The sequence below is a fragment of the Cupriavidus sp. 30B13 genome, from assembly GCF_049059565.2.
Lineage (GTDB): Bacteria > Pseudomonadota > Gammaproteobacteria > Burkholderiales > Burkholderiaceae > Cupriavidus.
Genome location: NZ_CP188223.1, coordinates 2689743 through 2707891, shown reverse-complemented (window position 1 = coordinate 2707891; position 18149 = coordinate 2689743). Strand labels below are relative to the sequence as shown.

General features: G+C 66.7%; 14 protein-coding genes and 1 tRNA gene. 10 read left to right on the top strand and 5 right to left on the bottom strand.

The features are described from left to right. The first annotated feature begins 3 nt into the window (after window positions 1-3). The 8 genes from ACKI2N_RS12330 (at window position 4) to ACKI2N_RS12295 (ending at window position 12880) form a co-directional block, all read left to right on the top strand. Entirely contained in the window at window positions 4-2157 is a 2154-nt protein-coding gene (locus tag ACKI2N_RS12330; RefSeq protein WP_420997593.1) for a transglycosylase SLT domain-containing protein, read from the top strand. Next, window positions 2150-8092: a hypothetical protein gene (locus ACKI2N_RS12325; protein WP_420997592.1), complete on the top strand. Its 5943-nt coding sequence runs from the start codon at window positions 2150-2152 to the stop codon at window positions 8090-8092. The genes ACKI2N_RS12330 and ACKI2N_RS12325 overlap by 8 nt, the downstream gene beginning before the upstream one ends. Before the next feature lie 63 nt (window positions 8093-8155). Next, window positions 8156-10501: a glycosyl hydrolase family 28-related protein gene (locus tag ACKI2N_RS12320; RefSeq protein ID WP_420997591.1), complete on the top strand. Its 2346-nt coding sequence runs from the start codon at window positions 8156-8158 to the stop codon at window positions 10499-10501. A 7-nt stretch (window positions 10502-10508) separates the two neighbouring features. Further along, the gene (locus tag ACKI2N_RS12315; RefSeq protein ID WP_420997590.1) at window positions 10509-11327 is read left to right on the top strand and encodes a hypothetical protein; all 819 of its coding nucleotides are present in this window, start codon (window positions 10509-10511) and stop codon (window positions 11325-11327) included. A 3-nt stretch (window positions 11328-11330) separates the two neighbouring features. After that, entirely contained in the window at window positions 11331-11813 is a 483-nt protein-coding gene (locus ACKI2N_RS12310) for a lysozyme (RefSeq protein WP_420997589.1), read from the top strand. Beyond that, the gene (locus ACKI2N_RS12305; protein ID WP_059413454.1) at window positions 11810-12112 is read left to right on the top strand and encodes a hypothetical protein; all 303 of its coding nucleotides are present in this window, start codon (window positions 11810-11812) and stop codon (window positions 12110-12112) included. The genes ACKI2N_RS12310 and ACKI2N_RS12305 overlap by 4 nt, the downstream gene beginning before the upstream one ends. A gap of 1 nt (window position 12113) precedes the next feature. Next, window positions 12114-12374, top strand: a complete 261-nt coding sequence (locus ACKI2N_RS12300; RefSeq protein ID WP_420997588.1) for a hypothetical protein — start codon at window positions 12114-12116, stop codon at window positions 12372-12374. Beyond that, a complete protein-coding gene (locus ACKI2N_RS12295) occupies window positions 12371-12880 on the top strand; it encodes a DUF2514 family protein (RefSeq protein WP_420997587.1) in 510 nt (169 codons plus the stop codon). The genes ACKI2N_RS12300 and ACKI2N_RS12295 overlap by 4 nt, the downstream gene beginning before the upstream one ends. Before the next feature lie 108 nt (window positions 12881-12988). Here the strand turns inward: ACKI2N_RS12295 and ACKI2N_RS12290 are convergent. From ACKI2N_RS12290 to ACKI2N_RS12275, 4 genes are all read right to left on the bottom strand, one after another. Then, window positions 12989-13063, bottom strand: a tRNA-Val gene (locus tag ACKI2N_RS12290). Between the two features lie 144 nt (window positions 13064-13207). Then, window positions 13208-13948 (bottom strand): DNA polymerase III subunit epsilon, encoded by a 741-nt coding sequence (gene dnaQ / locus ACKI2N_RS12285; RefSeq protein ID WP_420997586.1) that lies wholly within the window; start codon window positions 13946-13948, stop codon window positions 13208-13210. 54 nt (window positions 13949-14002) lie between these two features. Next, entirely contained in the window at window positions 14003-14437 is a 435-nt protein-coding gene (rnhA, locus tag ACKI2N_RS12280; RefSeq protein ID WP_420997621.1) for a ribonuclease HI, read from the bottom strand. Window positions 14438-14530: 93 nt separating this feature from the next. After that, a complete protein-coding gene (locus ACKI2N_RS12275) occupies window positions 14531-15319 on the bottom strand; it encodes a class I SAM-dependent methyltransferase (protein ID WP_420997585.1) in 789 nt (262 codons plus the stop codon). 10 nt (window positions 15320-15329) lie between these two features. Between ACKI2N_RS12275 and gloB the strand changes: the two genes are divergently transcribed. Continuing rightward, on the top strand, window positions 15330-16133 hold the full coding sequence (gene gloB, locus ACKI2N_RS12270) for a hydroxyacylglutathione hydrolase (RefSeq protein ID WP_420997584.1): 804 nt from the start codon (window positions 15330-15332) through the stop codon (window positions 16131-16133). Window positions 16134-16213: 80 nt separating this feature from the next. On the opposite strand, the gene ACKI2N_RS12265 is transcribed toward gloB, so the two are convergent. Next, on the bottom strand, window positions 16214-16453 hold the full coding sequence (locus tag ACKI2N_RS12265; RefSeq protein WP_420997583.1) for a hypothetical protein: 240 nt from the start codon (window positions 16451-16453) through the stop codon (window positions 16214-16216). A gap of 4 nt (window positions 16454-16457) precedes the next feature. On the opposite strand from ACKI2N_RS12265, the gene ACKI2N_RS12260 reads away from it, so the two are divergent. Beyond that, window positions 16458-17966: a transglycosylase SLT domain-containing protein gene (locus ACKI2N_RS12260; RefSeq protein WP_420997582.1), complete on the top strand. Its 1509-nt coding sequence runs from the start codon at window positions 16458-16460 to the stop codon at window positions 17964-17966. The last annotated feature ends 183 nt before the right edge of the window (window positions 17967-18149 follow it).

The window sequence follows — 18149 nt, the reverse complement described above, 5'->3', positions numbered from 1 at the left end:
GCCATGCCTCGCGTCCCGACCTACGATTCCCCCCAGGTGCAGCCGCAGGGGCTGCCCGGCGCGCGCGTGGAAGCGGCGCCGGTGCAGCTGGCCGTGAACGCGGCCAACGACCAGGCGGCGCAGCTCAACCGCGCCACCTCGCAGTTGGCGGACACGACGTTCAATATCGGCCTGGACATGCAGCGGCAGGCCAACGCGTTGCGCGTGGACGATGCGCTGAACCAGGCGCGCGAAGCCGCCATGCGGCTTACCTTCGACAAGACCGACGGCTACACCAACATCAAGGGGCGCGACGCGCTGGAACGCGCGAGCGGCCAGCCGCTGTCCGACGAGTACAGCACCAACCTGAACAAGGCCTTTTCCGACATCTCGGCCGGCCTGGGTAACGATGCGCAACGGCTGGCGTTCCAGCAGCGCGCCAACGACCTAGCCACGCAGTTCCGCGGCCAGGTCATGCAGCACGAGAACCAGGAATTCAAGACCTACGCGCTGTCGACCGGCGAGGGGATCATCGCCACGCGCCAGCGTGAGATCGGGTTGAACTACAACAACCCGGCGCTGGTCAACGACGCCGTGACCTCGATCCGCGCGCAGGCCTACAACATCGCCAAGCTGACCGGGAAGTCGGCCGAGTGGGCGGAGACGCAGGCGCGCGCGGCTGCGAGCAACGCCCACCTCATCGCCCTGGGCGCCGCGCTGGAGAACAACGACCCGGTATACGCCGACGCCTACCTGAAAAAGTACGCCAAGGACATGGATGCGAATGACATCCTGCGCGCCAATGGCCTGATCACCAAGCAGCTCGATGCGCAGATCGGCACCGCCACCGGCGCGACCGTGATGGCGAAAGCCATGCCGAGCCTGCAACCCACCGATGCCGCGCGGCTGACCAACCTCGTGATGGGCGCCGAGTCGCGCGGTCAGCGCTACGGCGCCGACGGGCAACTGCTCACGTCCCCGAAAGGCGCCAAGGGCGAGATGCAGGTGCTCGACACCACGAACAAGGACCCGGGTTTCGGCGTGCGGCCGGCGCAGGACGACAGCCCGGACGAGCGCGCGCGCGTCGGGCGCGACTACCTGCAGGCGATGCTGCAGAAGTACAACGGCAACGTGGGGCAGGCGCTGGCCGCCTACAATGCCGGCCCCGGCGCCGTGGACAAGGCCATCCAGCAGGCGGCCGGCGCGGGGGACCGTTTCCGAGCCGCCCAGCAGGGGGACTGGCTGGCCTACCTGCCGCAGGAGACGCAGAAGTATGTGGGCGGCATCATGAGGTCCTACAGCGCCGGCGGCGGCGCGCCGCAGAAGCCGACCGAGGCGGAACTGAAGGCACAGGTGCGCGCGACCATTCCCGAATGGCAGACCGACCGCATCAAGGCGGCCGAGAACGTCATCTCGAAGCAGTTCACCGAATATCAGCAGGCGACCAGGCAGCGCGAGGACGAGGCTGTCGCCGCGGCGCAGTCGGCGCTGATTGCCAACGGCGGCCAGTTCAGCGACCTGCCGCTGGCAATCCGCTCGAAGCTGCCGCCCGGCAAGTATGACGACGTGATGGGGTTCGCGGATCGAATCGCCAAGGGGCAGGCACCGCAGACCGACTGGTCGCTCTACTACACCCTGAAGAACGACCCGGCCGTGCTGGGGGGTGTCAACCTGATGGCGCTGCGCGACAAGCTGGCCGACAGCGAATTCAAGCAGCTCACGAACGAACAGCAGGACGTGCGCCAGGGCAAGACGCAGGACACCACCAACCTGCGCACGGGGCGCGACTACCTCAACCAGTTTATGCGCGAGGCGGGCATCGACCCGACGCCGAAGGACGACGACAAGGCCGGTGCCGCGGTGGTCGGGCGCATCTGGAACTCGTTCGAGCAGCGCGTGCGCGCCCAGGAAACGAACCTCGGGCGCAAGCTCCGGCCGGAAGAGATGAAACAGGAGGCCGCCGCGCTGTTCACCGCCGTGGAGGTCAACCGCACCTTCTGGAACAAGACACTGCCGGCTGCCGCGGTGGCGGCGGACCAGGCACTCGTTGTGCCGGACCGTGACCGCGACCAGATCACGCAGGCCCTGCGCGCCGCCGGCAAGCCGGTGACGGACCAGGCCATCCAGGATCTCTACCGCCGCGCCAAGGGCGTGTTGCCGCTCAAGACCAATGGCTGACCAGAACCCCTACCTGAGCCTCGTCCAGACCGACGAGAGCAATCCCTACGCCGCGGCGACCGCAGAGGCGCCGGACGTGACGCCTGCGCGGCTATCGATGATGCAGGTCGCGGGCCGCAACCCGGATACGGAGGCGCGGCTGCAGGCCCTAGCCAAGCAATACAGCGTGCCGACCGAAGCCATCCGGCTCGAGCAACCCGACTTCGAGCGCCGCGCTACCATCGACAGTATCGACTACGCCACGCTGGCGCGTGACTATCCTGCGACGGCCGGCATGGTGTCCGACCCACAAAAGGCGGCCATCTCCTACGACGACACGCCGAACCTGTCGGCCATCGAGAAGGGGGTGCGGTTCCTGGCGAACTCGGCGCGCGCGCTGGGCGCTGCGGTGCCCGGCGCCAACGAAGCGTTCTGGGGCGTCGCGCAGGCTGGCGCCGACACCCTGGCGATGCTCGCCAGCCCGCTGGCCGGCACGGTGCTGCCGGAGAACCCGTTCGAGCGCGTCGCCGCGGGTGTCGCCGGTCTGCGCCAGCGGCAGGCCGCGGTGCGGCAGAGCATGATGCCGCGCGCGGAAGGCGTGCTGGAATCGGGCTGGTACTCGGGCATGCAGTCGCTGGGCCAGATGGGCCTGGCGGTGCCGGCCATGCTGACGGGCAACCCCACCGCCGCACTCGGCATGCTGTCCGGCACGGCCGGAGGCCAGGCCTACGGCGAGGCGCGCGACAAGGGCGTGGCGCCGCAGGTCGCCATCCCGTTCGCTGTCTCCCAGGCGGCCATCGAGTACGCCACCGAGCATCTGCCGGTGGCGCGCTTCCTGACCGACTTCAAGGCCGGCACGCCGTTCTTGTCCATGCTGGCGCGCAACATGGCGGCCGAGATCCCGGGCGAGCAGGTGGCCACGGTGCTGCAGGATCTGAACGAGTGGGCCGTGCTCAACCCGGACAAGCCGTTCTCGTCCTACCTGCAGGAGCGCCCCAGCGCCGCCGCGCAGACGCTGATTGCCACGCTGGTGGCGTCCGGCGGCGCTATCACGACGACCAAGGCCGTGCAGTCGGCCGCCGACCGCGTGCAGGGTCGCACGGCCCAGGCGCAGCGGGCGGTGCAGGCCGCAGACGCACTGGCGGAGGTCGACCAGTTGGCCGCGGCATCCAAGCTGCGCGAGCGCGCGCCGGAGTCGTTCCGCGAGTTCGTGGCCCAGGCAGCGCAGGATGGCGCGGTCCAGGACGTGTTCATCGACGCCAACCAGCTGCAGGAGCTGGCGCAGTCAGGTGTCGACCTTTCGCCGCTGGTGGCGGCCTCGCCGAGCGTGGCCGAGCAGATCGCGGAGGCTGTCCAGACGGGCGGCTCGGTGCGCATCCCGGTGGAGGACTACGCGACCTACGTGGCCGGCACCGAGACCGGTACTGCACTGCTGCCACATCTCAAGACCGACCCGGCCGGTATGTCGCGCGCCGAGGCGGAGCAGTTCATGCAAGGCCGCGCGGACGAGCTCAAGCGCGAGGTGGAGCAGACGCTGACCGAGCGCGACGGGGGCGCGGCTTTCCAGACCTCCCGCGCCGCGGTGGAGCAACAGGTCCTCGATCAGCTCAACCAGACGAAGCGCTTCACCGAATCGGTGAACCAGGCATACGCCACGCTGATGGGCAGCTTCTACGCCGTCCAGGCCGCGCGCGCCGGCGTCACGCCCGAGACGCTATTCCAGCAGTACCCCGTGCAGATCCGCGCGGAGAATGTCGCCAGCCCGGGCAGGATTTTCAGCGATGCCCTCGCCGCCGCCGCGCCGGGCGCGCAACCCGCCGCTGTCGCGCCGCCTGCTACCCTTGAGCAGGAAGCCGGCGGCCAGCGCGGTTCGTTCAACCCGGCGACCAACACCATCACGCTGCTCAAGAACGCCGATCTGTCGACGTTCCTGCACGAGTCCGGCCACTTCTACCTCGAGGTGCAATTCGATCTCGCGGCCAAGATGCTGCAGACGCCGGCAGCTGAGCGCACGCCCGGCCAGCAAGCAGTGCTAGACGACGCGGCCACCCTCCTGAAATGGTTCGGCATCCGCGATCTGGACGAGTGGTCCAATCTCGACTTTGAGGAAAAGCGCAGCTACCACGAGCGCTTCGCGCGCGGCTTTGAAGCCTACCTGTTCGAGGGCAAGGCGCCGAACATCCAGCTGCAGGGCGTCTTCCAGCGTTTCCGCGCGTGGCTGCTCAACGTCTACCAAAACCTAAAGGCCCTGAACGTCGAGCTCGACGACTCGGTGCGCGGCGTGTTCGACCGCATGCTGGCATCGGCCGACGAGATCAAACTGCTCGAGCAGGGCCGCTCCATGCTGCCGCTGTTCGCCTCAGCGGCGCAGGCCGGCATGACCGAAGAGGAATTCGCTGCCTACCAGAACCTGGGCGTGGACGCCAGCAACACCGCCATCCAGGAACTGCAGGCGCGCGGTCTGCGCGACATGCGCTGGCTGCACAACGCTCGCGGCCGGGAGATTAAGCGCCTGCAGAAGGAGGCCGCGGCGCGCCGGGCCGAGATCCAGATGGAGGTGCGCCGCGAGGTGATGAGCCAGCCTATCTACCGCGCCTGGCAGTTCCTGACCGGCAAGCCGCAGGCGGCGCCCACCGAGCCGACACCGGAACAGGTCGCCTACAAGGAAGCTGTCGCCGAGTGGGAAAAGCAGCACACCGAGGCCGCCGATTCGGCGCGACAGGAAGCCAAGCGCCAAGCCTGGGAGCAATCCGCCGAGGCCAAGGCGGAATACGATAGCGGCCGCGCGCGCGGTATGGCCAAAGGCCAGTTGCTGGCGCGCATGAAGAAGGATATCGATCTGGTTGTCGCGCGCGCGGTACTGGACTGGGAGCGCGCCAACCCGAAGCCGGAGCGCCCCGAGACCCCGGCCGAAGAGACGCCGGATGACCAGCATTACGGCAAGTTCGATCTGGAACTGGTGCGCGCGATCGGCGTCCCGAAAGAGGTGTCCGAACGCATCAAGACCTTGCGCATGACCGGTAAGGACGGCCTGCATCCCGATGTGGTATCCGACATGATCCGCAACGAGGACGGCTCGCCTGCCTTCTCGTCCGGCGATGAGCTGGTGCGCTCTCTCGCGGCGGCGCTGCCCCCGCGCGACGAGATCAACGCGCTGACCGACCAGCGCATGCTGGAACGCTACGGCGAGATGGCCGACCAGGAAGCCATCGAGCGCGCGGCTGACGAGGCGGTCCACAATGACGCGCGCGCGCGCATGATCGCCACCGAGGCCAACGCCCTGGCGAAGGCGCTGGGCGAGCGCGAGGCCACTGGCCGGGCGGACCGCAAGGGGCGCCCGATCACTCGCGCCATCCTGCCGCAGGCGGCGCGCCAGTTCGCCGAGAGCATGATCGCGCGGCTGAAGGTACGCGAGATCCGTCCGAGCCAGTACAGCGCCGCCGAGACGCGCGCCGCGCGCGCGGCGCAGGAGGCCAGCCGCGCCGGCGATCTGCAACGTGCCGTGGCCGAGAAGCGGAACCAGTTGGTGAACGCATACGCCACCCGCGCGGCGTTCAATGCGCAGGAGCAGGTTGAATCCGGCCTGCGCTACCTGCGCAAGTTCGCCAACGAGGGCACGCGCAAGGGGCTGGATGCCGACTACACCGATCAGATCGACACGCTGCTGGAGCGCTTCGACCTGCGCCAACGCACGCTCAAGGACATCGACCGGAGCACGTCGCTCGCCGAATGGCTGACCGCGCAGCGTGAGCAGGGGTTAGAGCCGGATGTGCCGCAGGCGCTGCAAAACGAGGCCTTCCGCAAGTCGTTCAAGGACATGACCGTGGACGAGTTTCGCGGCCTGGTCGATACCGTGAAGCAGATCGAGCATCTGGGGCGGCTCAAGCACCGACTGCTGACCGCGCAGGACCAGCGCAGCTACGAGGCCATCCGGGATGAGATTGCCGCCAGCATCGAACAGCACGCCGGCAGCCGCGCGGCGAACACCCGTACTCCGACGACCAACCTCGGCCGCGCGGCTGCCGGGCTGAAACGCTTCTGGTCGGCGCACATCAAGGCCGCCACCTGGGCTCGGGTGCTGGACGGCGGCCGGGATGGCGGCCCGGTGTGGGAGTACTTCGTGCGCAGCGCCAACATCCGCGGCGATTCGGAGACGACCATGCGCGCCGACGCCACCGCCGCGCTCTCGGCCATCCTGTCGCCGGTCTTCAAGCTCGGGCGCATGGGCGGCAAGGGTGTTTATTTCCCGTCCATCGACCGCAGCCTGAACCGCGAGGCGCGGTTGGCCATCGCGCTCAATACCGGCAACGCCAGCAACTTGCAGCGCCTGCTGGGCGGAGAAGGGTGGACGCTGGCACAGATCCAGCCGGTGCTGCAGTCCCTGACTGCGCAGGAGTGGCGCGCCGTGCAGGCGATATGGGACCACTTCGAGTCCTATCGCCCGCGCATCGCCGAAAAGGAAAAGCGCGTCTACGGCAAGGAACCCGAGTGGGTCGAGCCGCAGCCGTTCCAGATGCAGACGGCGGACGGGCAGGTAGTCGACCTGCGCGGCGGCTACTACCCGATCAAGTACGATCCGGCCGCCAGCCAGCGCGCCGAAGAGCACGCGGATGCCGAATCCGCCAAGCGCCAGCTGCAGGGCGCCTACACCTCCGCCACCACGCGGCGCAGCTTCACCAAGGCGCGTGTCGACGAGGTCACTGGCCGGCCGTTGCTGTATTCGCTGGCCGGGCTGTATTCAGGCGTCAACGATGTCATTCACGACCTGGCATGGCATGAGTGGCTGATCGACGCCAACCGGCTGCTGCGCTCCAAGTCGATCGACGGCGCCATCCGGCGGCATTACGGGCCTGAGGCCAAGCAGCAGCTGAAGACCTGGGCAGCGGCAATCGCCGAGGGCGAGCAAGGCACCGACGCCGCTGTCGACCAGGCGCTGTCCCGTCTGCGCCAGGGCGTGAGCGTGTCCGGGCTGGGCTTCAACGTCATGAGCGCCGCCATGCAGCCGCTCGGCATCACGCAGTCCATCGTACGCGTGGGCGCGCCGTGGATCGCGCGCGGCGTGGCGTCGTATATCGCCAGCCCGATCGCTTCAACGCGGGAGGTCAACGCAAAATCGGACTTCATGGCAAACCGTGCCCGCACGCGCTTCCGCGAACTCAACGAGCTGCGCAACCAGGTGCAGGACCAGAGCGCCGCCAAGGAGCGCGTGGGGCGCTATGCCTACTTCCTGATGATGCGCGCGCAGCAGATGGTCGACATGCCGACCTGGTTGGGGGCCTACGAGAAGGCCATCGCCGACGGCAACGCGGAGGACCGCGCCATTGGACTGGCTGACCAGGCCGTGATCGACGCCCAGGGCGGCGGCCAGACGAAAGACCTGTCGGCCATCGAGCGCGGCGGCCCCGCGCAAAAGCTCTTCACGGTCTTCTATTCCTTCATGAACACCACGCTCAATGCTGGCGTGGCGCAGACCATGACGGCAGACACGCCGGCCAAGCGCGCGCGGCTCGCCGTGGACTACGCGCTGCTCTATGTCGCGCCGGCCGTACTCGGTTTCTTCCTCAAGGAGGCGCTGACCCCCGGCGGCGGGGGCGATGATTGGGAGAAGCTGGCCCGCAAACTGCTGGCCGCGCAGATCGACTACCTGATGGGCCTGATGGTGGTAGTGCGCGAGTTCGGCGAGGCGGCCAAGACGGTGACTGGTGCCAACGACCGCGGCCGCGATTACACCGGCCCAGCCGGCCTGCGTATGGTGGCTGATTCCATCACCTTCGCCAAGCAGGCGCACCAGGGTGAATTCGATGACGCTTTCCGCAAGTCGGCTGTCAATGTGGTGGGGGATTTGCTGGGGCTGCCGTCGGCGCAGGTGAACCGCACGATCACCGGCGCGCAGGCCCTGGCCGACGACAAGACCAGCAACCCCGCCGCCCTGGTGTTCGGCTACCAGAAGAACTAGCCGGGTGCACTTGCCCGGCAGGACGGGTCCGAGAATTACGCCAAGCATGCACGGGGGCGTACCTTGACCATTTCCAGCACCACCCGCAAAGCCGGCCCCTATTTCGGGGACGGTGTTACCACGTTGTTTCCTTTCGCCTATAAGGTGTTCAAGAAACAGGACGTATTGGTAACTTTTACCAATGCCATCGGCATCGATGGGGTACTCGTACTGGATTCGGACTATACCGTCACGTTGAATCCGGATCAGGACAATAACCCCGGTGGCACGGTCCAGTATCCGCGCACCGGCAGTCCTCTCGCGGTCATGGCGCCGGGCGAACGGCTCACGCTCACGGGAGCGCTGCCGGAAACCCAGCCGACCGACATTCCGAACCTCAGCCCGTTCTTTCCGCAGGTGGTGGAAGACGGGCTCGACCGCGCCACGATCCTGATCCAGCAGCTGCAAGAGCAGTCTGACCGAGCCATCAAGATCAGCGTGAGCGATACCCCATTGAATCCGCTGCCCGCCGCAGCCGCGCGCGCCAACGAGGTCATCGGTTTCGACGCGATGGGCAACCTTGTCCTCTACCCCATCCCGGCATCGCTTGGCGCCGGCGACATGCGGGTTGATGTCTTTACTGCCGGCGCCGATTTCGTACCGGGCCTTACCACGCAACTTGCGCTATCGCGTGCGCCTGGGACGCCCGCCAACGCCGAGGTGTTCTTCGATTCGAGTTTCCAAGGCCCGGACCAGTGGTCCGTCGCGGGTAATCTCCTGACGTTTTCCGGGGCAATCCCGGTTGGCGTATCGAAGGTGTTTGTGCGACTGGGCACCACGCTCTCGACGCAGATTCCGCCGGACGGCTCGATTGTGGATGCCTCGGTGGCGCAGGGCACGAAACTCTACAACCGCATCACGGACATTGTGGATGTGAAGGATTTTGGTGCAGTCGGGAATGGTGTGTCCGATGACCATGCCGCGTTTGCTGCCGCGGAACTGACTGGCAAGCCTTACACGGTTCCTGCCGGCATATTCCGTATCGGTTCGAGCATCACGCTGGCCGGCAAGGTCACATTCATGCCGGGTGCCGTGCTGAAGCCGGATGCTGGTGTTACGGTGACGTTCGCGCAGAACTTCGTCGCGGCATCGAGCTACCAGATCTTCGACCTAAGCAACGCCAATGCGCTGATCTCGCTGCCGTACAACATGACAGAAGCATGGGGCGAGTGGTGGGGTGCGAAGGGCGATGCAGTCAAGACGAACAACGAGGTGCCGATTCAGCAGGCGCTGACGGCGGTTGGCGCTACGGCTACCGGCGGTACTGGCGTTGCAAATGGTCGCGTTCGCCTTGGCCGGGGCTGGTTCCTGCTGTCCGGTGGCATAAACATTCCGAACTACGTTTCGCTGGTTGGCAACCAGAAGGGCTATACGGTCCTGAAGGCAAATCCTGCCACCTGGTCTGGCAACCTGATGTTCAACGCGACGAATGGCGGCCAACCCATGTTCGATTCGCGCATCGAGAACATGCGGATCTCGGCGTCCAACATTACCGCGATCACGTATTTCGTCTACTCGACGGCATGGCAGGAAAGCTGCGGCCTGCGCAACGTTCTGATGCTCGACTTCATGAACAGCGGTCTCTACTACGAGGTCGGTGATGGTGGCGCGGCCGTGCTGATGGTCGAAGACTGCGAGATCTTCCCGGCCAACGCCTCTACCGGATCAAACGGCATCTTTATAACGAACGACTTCACACAAGCATGGATGAACCTGCACTTGGTGCGCACGACGATTGGCACCGGCGCGGCTTCTCCTACCAACATCAGCGGCGTCAAGGCCAGCGGGCGCGTCAATGTGGTGTGCGATGCATTGCACTTCGAAGGCGTCACGAATGGCTTCGTGCTAAGCACTGCAGCATCTGTCAATGGTGCTGGCGTCAACGGCGGCGCAAACATGGCAGCCGTGTTCAACATCGCAGGCGGCTGGACCGGCTCGCTGGCTATCACTGGTTGCCGCCTTGGCGCTGCCAACGCCATGATTGTCGACACCGCTCGCCCGTACATCTTCGCGGCGTCCGAACCGCAGGATGGCAGGGTGACGTGGCCTCTCGACGGCTCGCGACCGTTCGCAGTCGGGTACGTGCAGGGCGGTGCCACACCGGCGTTCGTTTTCCAGCGCGGCATGCTGGTGGGTTCGCCGTTCTCATCCCTGACGCGCACCGGAACCGGCATCTATCGCCTTCAGTTGGCAGCAAGCATGGATTCGGCCACGAGTTACTACGTGGTGCTGACGTCGATGGATCCGAACACGCCGATGATCAACTGCGATCCTCAGACAGCTACCGTCTTCAACGTGGACACGCGTAACGCGAGTGCCGCGCTGACGGATAGCGCAGGATTCATGGTCGCGGTCTACCACAACCCGTGAGGAAAATATGATCCGACGTATCTCTATCTTGCTGCTCGCCATTGTCGCAACTGCCAGCGCCGCCACCCTCAGTCCGATCCAGTTGCTGAATCCATCTGGATCGACCGCTGGGCAGGCCATCGTTTCGACTGGCGCCAGCACAGCGCCAGGCTGGGCCACGGTGGTAGCCGGCAGCCTGTCGCCGGTCGCAGCCAATACAGTGATCGCCAACGTGACGGGCAGCACCGCGGCGCCGAGTGCGTTCGCCATGCCGAGCTGCAGCGCTGCGGGCAACAACCTCCAATACACCAGTGGCACCGGCTTCACGTGCGCCACGGGGTACGCGCAGTTGGCATCGCCCACCTTTACTGGTACGGTGCAGACGGCTGCGCTCACTGCCACGGGAGCAATCACGCCATCTCAGACGGCTGGCATCGTCGGTACGACAACCAACAACAATGCAAACGCGGGCGCGTTTGGCGAGTATGTATCGAACAGTGCTACTGGCGTTGCCATCGCCAGCAGCACACTGACCAATGTCACATCGATCTCGCTCACTGCCGGCGATTGGGATGTGAGCGGCGTGGTGAACCTCACTGCAGCCGGCACGACGACGACGACCTCCGTCTTCGCTGCAGTCAATACGGTGAGCGCCACGCTTCCCGGGGATGGGATGTACCAAGCCATCGTCAACCAAGCCAGCGCCGGTTTTGGCGTCGCTCTACTGGCGCCCACGCGTCGTATTTCGCTTTCCACCACCACCACGGTTTTCCTGATTACGTCGGTGAACTACCAAGTTTCGACGCTGACGGCAGGTGGCACTATCCGTGCGCGACGGGTGCGATAGGCCATGAAAACGTCTGCAGCAGGTGTCGGAAGAATCAAGATGCGCGAGGGGCTGCGGCTTGAGGCATACCCCGATCCTGGAACTAAAGGCGCTCCGTGGACTATCGGCTACGGCCACACGGGCCGCGATGTGTACAAGGGACTGCGCATCAACGAACCCCAGGCATGTTCCTATCTCGCTACGGATGTGGCTGATGCTGAAGGAGTGATCAATCGGGTGGTGACTGTGGATCTCACCCAGGATCAGTTCGACGCCCTGGTGTCGTTCGTGCTGAACGTGGGGGCCGGTGCCAAGGGCGTGAAAGATGGCTTCGTAATGCTCAAGAACGGCCAACCTTCAACCATGCTGCGCAAGATCAATGCGAACGACCTGATCGGCGCGGCGTCTGAGTTTCCGAAGTGGAATCGCGCCGCTGGGCGGGTGCTCCCCGGGTTGGTCGCCCGGCGCGCCAGCGAGCAATCTCAATTTTTGACGGGGAAACCATGACAGACGATCAGACCACCTGGCTCAAGCTTGGGGCAGGTGTCCTTGTTGGCGGCCTGCTTTCGCTTCGCAATCTTCCGGGGAACAGGTGGCAGCGCGCGGGATCGTTCATCCTGAGCATTGCCCTCGGCACAATCATCGGCCTGGCCGCTATCGAATACTTCCACCTCGACATGCGCAGCTGGACCGCAGTGCTCGCTGTGGCCACCTCTACCGCTTTCGGCTTTGCTGTGGCCATCAACGCCATGCAGCAAATTCCGGAGGCGTTGAAGGCACTGATGCGGCGCTTCCTCGGGAGCTGATATGCAAACCATCAACCTGGTGGCCAACGCCATCATCTTCCTCGGCTCGTTCTGGGCGCTCTACACCCAGAAGGTGCCGACCCGTACCGGCGGCGCCGTGGTGCTTGCGCTGCTGTCCCTTGGCGCACTGGGCAATATGAGCGCGCCACAGGCTTGCCACAGCGGCCCGGAGATCGGGCTCAATGTCGCCGTCGCGATGGGCGTGCTGTGGGCCTTCTGGCGGCTGGAGCTACGCCATTTGGTGAAGCGGGGGCATGCATGAGCATCATCGACCCGCGTGTGTGGATCGCTTGCGCGCTGGCGCTGCTGATGGCCTATGGCGGTGGCCGCTGGCAGCAATCCCGAGCTGACGCGGCCACCTATCAGGCCAGGACGACTGCCGCGGCACTGGATGCCGCCCGCGTTCAGGTCAAGGCGGTGGATGATGCCCGCATCGAGGAACAGCGCCGCACAGCCGCGCAAACGGAGATCGCCAATGCTGCAACGAAAGAAATGGTCGGCGCGCGCGCTGACGCTGCTGCTGCCAACGATGCTGCTGGGCGCCTGCGCCAGCGCGTCAACGAGCTACTTGCCACCGGTCGCACCGCCGGCAATCCCGCCGCTGCCAGCGCAGGCCCGGCAGCCGGCGACCCCCTCGGAGTGCTTGCCGACGTGCTCAGCCGCGCTGACCAGCGCGCGGGACTCCTGGCTGAATACGCCGACAGCGCCCGGATCGCTGGCCAAGCCTGTGAGCGGGCCTACGACGCACTGACTACCGGCGCGAAGTGAGCGTCATCTGGCCGCCAGAAAAGCAAAAGCGGCAACCCGGATTTGCATACTTATTGCATACCGTGTTGCCGCTTCGGCCTCAAAGACTCTGTAAGTCCTTGATTTATATGGTGGGTGGTACAGGGATTGAACCTGTGACCCCTGCCGTGTGAAGGCAGTGCTCTACCGCTGAGCTAACCACCCCTGCTGCTGCGTTGTTGCTGCCGTGCTGCAGAGAAACGAAATTATGCCGGTACCTCTGTATCTTGTAAAGCCCTTTCTTGGAAATTTCTTCAAAAAAGTGGTGCGGCACATCCACGGGCCCGCGGCTGCCCTTGCGCGGGCCGCTTATGCAGCCTGCGCGGCGGGGCCGGCGTCGGCGGCGGGCGGCGGTTCCTGCCACACCACCTTGCCGCCGCTGGCCTTGTCGAGCTGCTTGAGCACGCCGAGGTGGGCTTCGACTTCTTCGTCGCTGGCCATCAGCACGGGCAGGGCCAGGCGGGAGAGGTCGGCGGCGGCCACCGCGCCGCTTTCCTCGCCGCCGCCTTCGAGCATGTCGATCACCAGCGAGTTCTGGCCGCGCGTCATGGCGAGGTAGACCTCGGCCAGCAGCTCCGCGTCGAGCAGCGCGCCGTGCAGGGTGCGGTGCGCGTTGCTCACGCCGAGGCGGTCGCACAGGGCGTCGAGCGAGTTGCGCTTGCCGGGGAACATCTGGCGCGCTTCACGCAGCGTGTCGATCACGCTGCCGGCGTGTTCGCGGAACGGCGGCAGGCCGACCAGCTTGAATTCCATGTCGAGGAAGCCAAGGTCGAACGGCGCGTTGTGGATGATCAGCTCGGCGTCCTGGATGAAGTCGCGGATTTCGTGGGCGACTTCGGCGAACTTGGGCTTGTCGGCCAGGAATTCGAGGGTGATGCCGTGCACGGCGATCGCGCCTTCGTCGATGTCGCGCTCGGGGTGGACGTAGAAGTGCAGGTGGCGGCCCGTGAGGCGGCGGTTGAGCAGCTCCACGCAGCCGATTTCAATCAGGCGGTCGCCGCCGGCGGCGTTGAGGCCGGTGGTTTCGGTGTCGAGTACGATCTGTCGCATGGCGGGCATTCTAACCGGTGGGGCGCGGCGGCCGGCGGGCCGCCGCGGCGCTGGTTACTTGAGCGAGGCTACGCCGCGGTTGGCGAGGGCGTCGGCGCGTTCGTTGCCGGGGTGGCCGTTGTGGCCGCGCACCCAGTGCCAGGAGATGTCGTGGCCCTGGGCGAGCTTGTCCATTTCCTGCCAGAGGTCGGCGTTTTTCACCGGTTTCTTGTCGGCGGTCTTCCAGCCGCGCGCCTTCCAGCCCGGCAGCCATTCGCCGATGCCTTTCTGCACGTATTGCGAGTCGGTGTAGACGGCCACGCGGCAGGGCCGCTTGAGGGCGCGCAGCGCTTCGATGACGGCGGTCATCTCCATGCGGTTGTTGGTGGTGTTGTGCTCGCCGCCGAACAGTTCTTTTTCATTGGCGCCGGCGATCAGCACGGCGCCCCAGCCGCCGCGGCCGGGGTTGCCCTTGCAGGCGCCGTCCGAGTAGATGATGACGTCTTCGATTTCGTTGCTTGGCATGGAGTCGGGGAGTTGGCAGAAGGGGCGGGCAGCCTGGGGCGGCGCCCGCCGGGTTGTCCGGTGAGGAATCGGTGGCGTTCAGCGCTCGTCGCCGGGCGCCTTGCCGTGGGTGCCGGTGGGGCTGGCCACGGGCGCGGCGACGGGCGACAGCGCGGGCTTGGTCTTCCACGCGGGGCCGACCAGGCGGATGTTGCGCACGCGCTTGACCGCCGAGATCATATAGACGGAGCCGAAGATCGGCCACCAGCGGTCGCCGGCCTTTTCCATGAAGGCGGCGCGCTGCAGCCAGCGCTCGGTGCGGTAGGGCGGGCAATAGCAGCCGAAGCGGCCGCGGATGATATCGAAACCGAGCAGCTTGAGCCAGTCCTTGATGCGCACGAAGCCGATCGACTGGCTGTCGTGCGGCAGGAACGGGTCGGCGCCGAGCCGCTTGAGGCCCTGGCGCGCGCCCCACAGGCTCATGGGGTTGAAGCAGGTGACCACCACGCGGCCTTCGGGCATCAGCACGCGGGATACCTCGCGCAGCACTTCGTGCGGGTCTTCGGAGAATTCCAGCACGTGCGGGAGGGTGACGAGATCGATGCTTTGCGTCTCGAACGGCAGTTCGTCGAAGCGGCACAGCAGCTGGCGCGCGTCGGCCTGGGCGCGCGGGCCGTGGGGGCCGCTGCCGGGCGCGAGCGCGAGTGCGGAGAACGGCATGCGGTTCTCGCGCAAGGTGTCGATGTGGGGCAGGCCGAGCTGCACGGCGTGGTAGCCGAAGATGTCCGCCACGGTCCGGTCGTACTGGGCCTGTTCCCATTGCAGCATGTACTGCCCGGGTGGCGAGGCAAGCCAGTCTTCCCAACTTATAATCGGACGCTTGGACATAGGAGCACGCATGTTGAAGGTGGAGCCGATTCCCGCATTCCAGGATAACTATATCTGGGCCATCCACGACGGTCACTGCGCCGCCGTGGTGGACCCGGGCGAGGCTGCGCCGGTGGAGGATTACCTGGCGCGCAGCGGCCTGGCCCTGGGCGCTATTGTAATCACCCACCACCACGGCGATCACCAGGGCGGCGTCGCGGCGTTGCTGGCGGCACACCCGGCGGCCCCGGACGGCGCGCCGCTGCCGGTGATCGGGCCGGCCGGCGAGCGCATCGGCGGCCGTACCGTGGCGGTGCGCGAGGGCGACACCGTCGGCGTGGCCTGTCCCGCCATGCAGTTGCGCGTGCTGGACGTGCCCGGCCATACCGCCGGCCACGTCGCCTATGTGGCCGACCTGCCGGGCGCCGGCCGCGCGGTGTTCTGCGGCGATACGCTGTTCGCCAGCGGCTGCGGCCGCCTGTTCGAGGGCTCGCCGGCGCAGATGCTGGCTTCGCTGGACAAGCTGGCCGCGCTGCCCGGCGATACGCGCGTCTATTGCGCGCACGAGTACACTCGCAGCAATGTCCGCTTTGCCCGCGCGGTGGAGCCGGACAATGCCGCGCTGGCGGCCTGGGAGGCGCGCGTGGAAGCGCTGCGCGCGGCCGGCACGCCGACCGTGCCGACCACGGTGGCGCAGGAGCGCGAGGTCAATCCCTTCCTGCGTTCGCGCGAGCCGGCCGTGCGCCGGGCCGTGGCCGCGCATGCGGGCGGCCCGGCCGGCGACGACGCGGCGGCCTTCGGCGCGCTGCGCGGCTGGAAGGACAATTTCCGCTGATTCGCTGCCGGCGCATGCCGGCCAGCATCGGTTCCGAGCATCCCCTGCCGCGCCGGCCAGCCGCCGCGGCAGGGAGAATTTCATTGACGCGAAAGCCGGATTTTTTTAGCATCAGGCAAATTTTTAGCGTCACGATTTGAGAACTTAATGAAAATTGGTCGATTACTGGCGGTATTTGCGTGTGCCACGCTGCTAGCAGCGTGCGCCAGCACGCCAACGCCGCCTGAAGCCGCCGACGGCGGCACCGCGACCGCCTCCGCATCCAAACCGGCTGTCTCGAAGCCGGATCCGCTCAATTCGATCAACAGCACTTCCGTCATCAACGTGGACAGCGACAGCCTGGACTGGCTGCGTGGCCCGTCGAGCGACATCTGGGACCGCATCCGCCGCGGTTTCGCCATGCCCGACCTGGAAGGCACGCTGGTTGACGATCGCACGCAGTGGTACGCGCAGCGGCCGGACTACATGGAACGGATGGTGGGGCGCTCGAGCCGCTACCTGTATCACATCGTCGAGGAGCTGGAACGGCGCAGGATGCCCACCGAGCTGGCGCTGCTGCCGTTCGTGGAGAGCGCCTTCAACCCGCAGGCGGAGTCGACCGCCAAGGCCGCCGGCATGTGGCAGTTCATCCCCAGCACCGGCAAGACCTACAACCTGAAGCAGAACATGTTCCGCGACGAGCGGCGCGACGTGCTGGCTTCCACCGACGCCGCGCTGGACTACCTGGCGCGGCTGTACGACATGTTCGGCGACTGGCAGCTCGCGCTGGCTGCCTACAACTGGGGCGAGGGCGCGGTCTCGCGCGCCATCGCGCGCAACCAGGCGCGCGGGCTGCCGACCGACTACGCCAGCCTGAGCATGCCCAACGAGACGCGCTACTACGTGCCCAAGCTGCAGGCGGTGAAGAACATCATCGCCAACCCGCAGATGTACGGGGTCAAGCTGCCGGACATCCCGGACCACCCGTATTTCGTCACGGTGACCACCTCGCGCGACATCGACGTCTCGCTGGCGGCCAAGCTGGCCAACCTGCCGCTCGACGAATTCAAGGCGCTCAATCCGTCGTTCAACCGGCCGGTGATCCTGGGCGCGGCCAACCCGCAGATCCTGCTGCCGTTCGACAACGCCGAGCGCTTCCAGTACAACCTCAACACCTACCGGGGCGGCCTGTCGAGCTGGACCGCGGTGACGGTGGACAACCGCGAGCGCATCGAATCGCTGGCGGCGCGGCTGAACATCGACGCCGACACCATCCGCGACATCAATCGCATTCCCAAGGGCATGCGGCTCAAGGCCGGCTCGACGGTGGTGGTGCCGCGCTCCGGCGAGCACAACCAGGACATCAGCGCCACGCTGGCGGAGAGCGCCATGATGGCGGTGGAGCCGGACGTGCCGGACGCGCGCCGCATCGTGGTGCGCGCCGGGCGGCGCGACACGGTGGCGTCGGTGGCGCACCGCTACGGCGTGTCGGCGGGGCAGGTGCAATCCTGGAACAAGCTGTCCGGCACCAAGCTGGTGGCGGGGCAAAGCCTGGTGGTGATGGTGCCGGCCCGCAGCCGCTTCGCGAGCGCGCCGGCCGAGCCGTCGACCGCGTCGGCGCTGGTGCCGGTGCGTGCCGAGCCGGTGCGCGTCTCGGGCAAGGGCCGCGGCGCGCGCCAGCGCGTGGAGGTGGAGGCGGTGCCGCGCAAGGGCGGCGCCGTGGCGGCAAAGGCGCCTGCCAGGGCATCGTCGGCCAAGGCCGCGCCCGCGGTGGCGGCGGCCAAGGGCGGCGCCAAGCCGGCCGCCAGGACGGCGGGCCCGGCCAAGGCATCCGGCAAGGCGCGCACGCGCTGACGGCGCCCGGGAGTTTGAGCCAGATCAAGGGCGTGCCGCTGGCGCGCCCTTTTTGCTTTGCGCGCGGCGGCCGGTAAGTCCTGCGTAAGGCGGCGTGGCCAGACTGCAAGCGCCGCGGTGGTGGCAAACTAGCACCGTGCCGCCGCCCCGGACGGCCGGCGGCCGCCGGCAAGATATCAGACA

Bases quoted from the DNA above. Each gene is read 5' to 3' on its own strand.
- ACKI2N_RS12295 (WP_420997587.1), top strand. From the start codon at position 12,371: ATGAGCATCATCGACCCGCGTGTGTGGATCGCTTGCGCGCTGGCGCTG.
- gloB (WP_420997584.1), top strand. From the start codon at position 15,330: ATGTTGAAGGTGGAGCCGATTCCCGCATTCCAGGATAACTATATCTGG.
- ACKI2N_RS12275 (WP_420997585.1), bottom strand. From the start codon at position 15,319: ATGTCCAAGCGTCCGATTATAAGTTGGGAAGACTGGCTTGCCTCGCCA.
- ACKI2N_RS12310 (WP_420997589.1), top strand. From the start codon at position 11,331: ATGAAAACGTCTGCAGCAGGTGTCGGAAGAATCAAGATGCGCGAGGGG.
- ACKI2N_RS12300 (WP_420997588.1), top strand. From the start codon at position 12,114: ATGCAAACCATCAACCTGGTGGCCAACGCCATCATCTTCCTCGGCTCG.
- ACKI2N_RS12330 (WP_420997593.1), top strand. From the start codon at position 4: ATGCCTCGCGTCCCGACCTACGATTCCCCCCAGGTGCAGCCGCAGGGG.
- ACKI2N_RS12305 (WP_059413454.1), top strand. From the start codon at position 11,810: ATGACAGACGATCAGACCACCTGGCTCAAGCTTGGGGCAGGTGTCCTT.
- ACKI2N_RS12315 (WP_420997590.1), top strand. From the start codon at position 10,509: ATGATCCGACGTATCTCTATCTTGCTGCTCGCCATTGTCGCAACTGCC.
- ACKI2N_RS12325 (WP_420997592.1), top strand. From the start codon at position 2,150: ATGGCTGACCAGAACCCCTACCTGAGCCTCGTCCAGACCGACGAGAGC.
- dnaQ (WP_420997586.1), bottom strand. From the start codon at position 13,948: ATGCGACAGATCGTACTCGACACCGAAACCACCGGCCTCAACGCCGCC.
- ACKI2N_RS12265 (WP_420997583.1), bottom strand. From the start codon at position 16,453: ATGACGGAAGTGCTGTTGATCGAATTGAGCGGATCCGGCTTCGAGACA.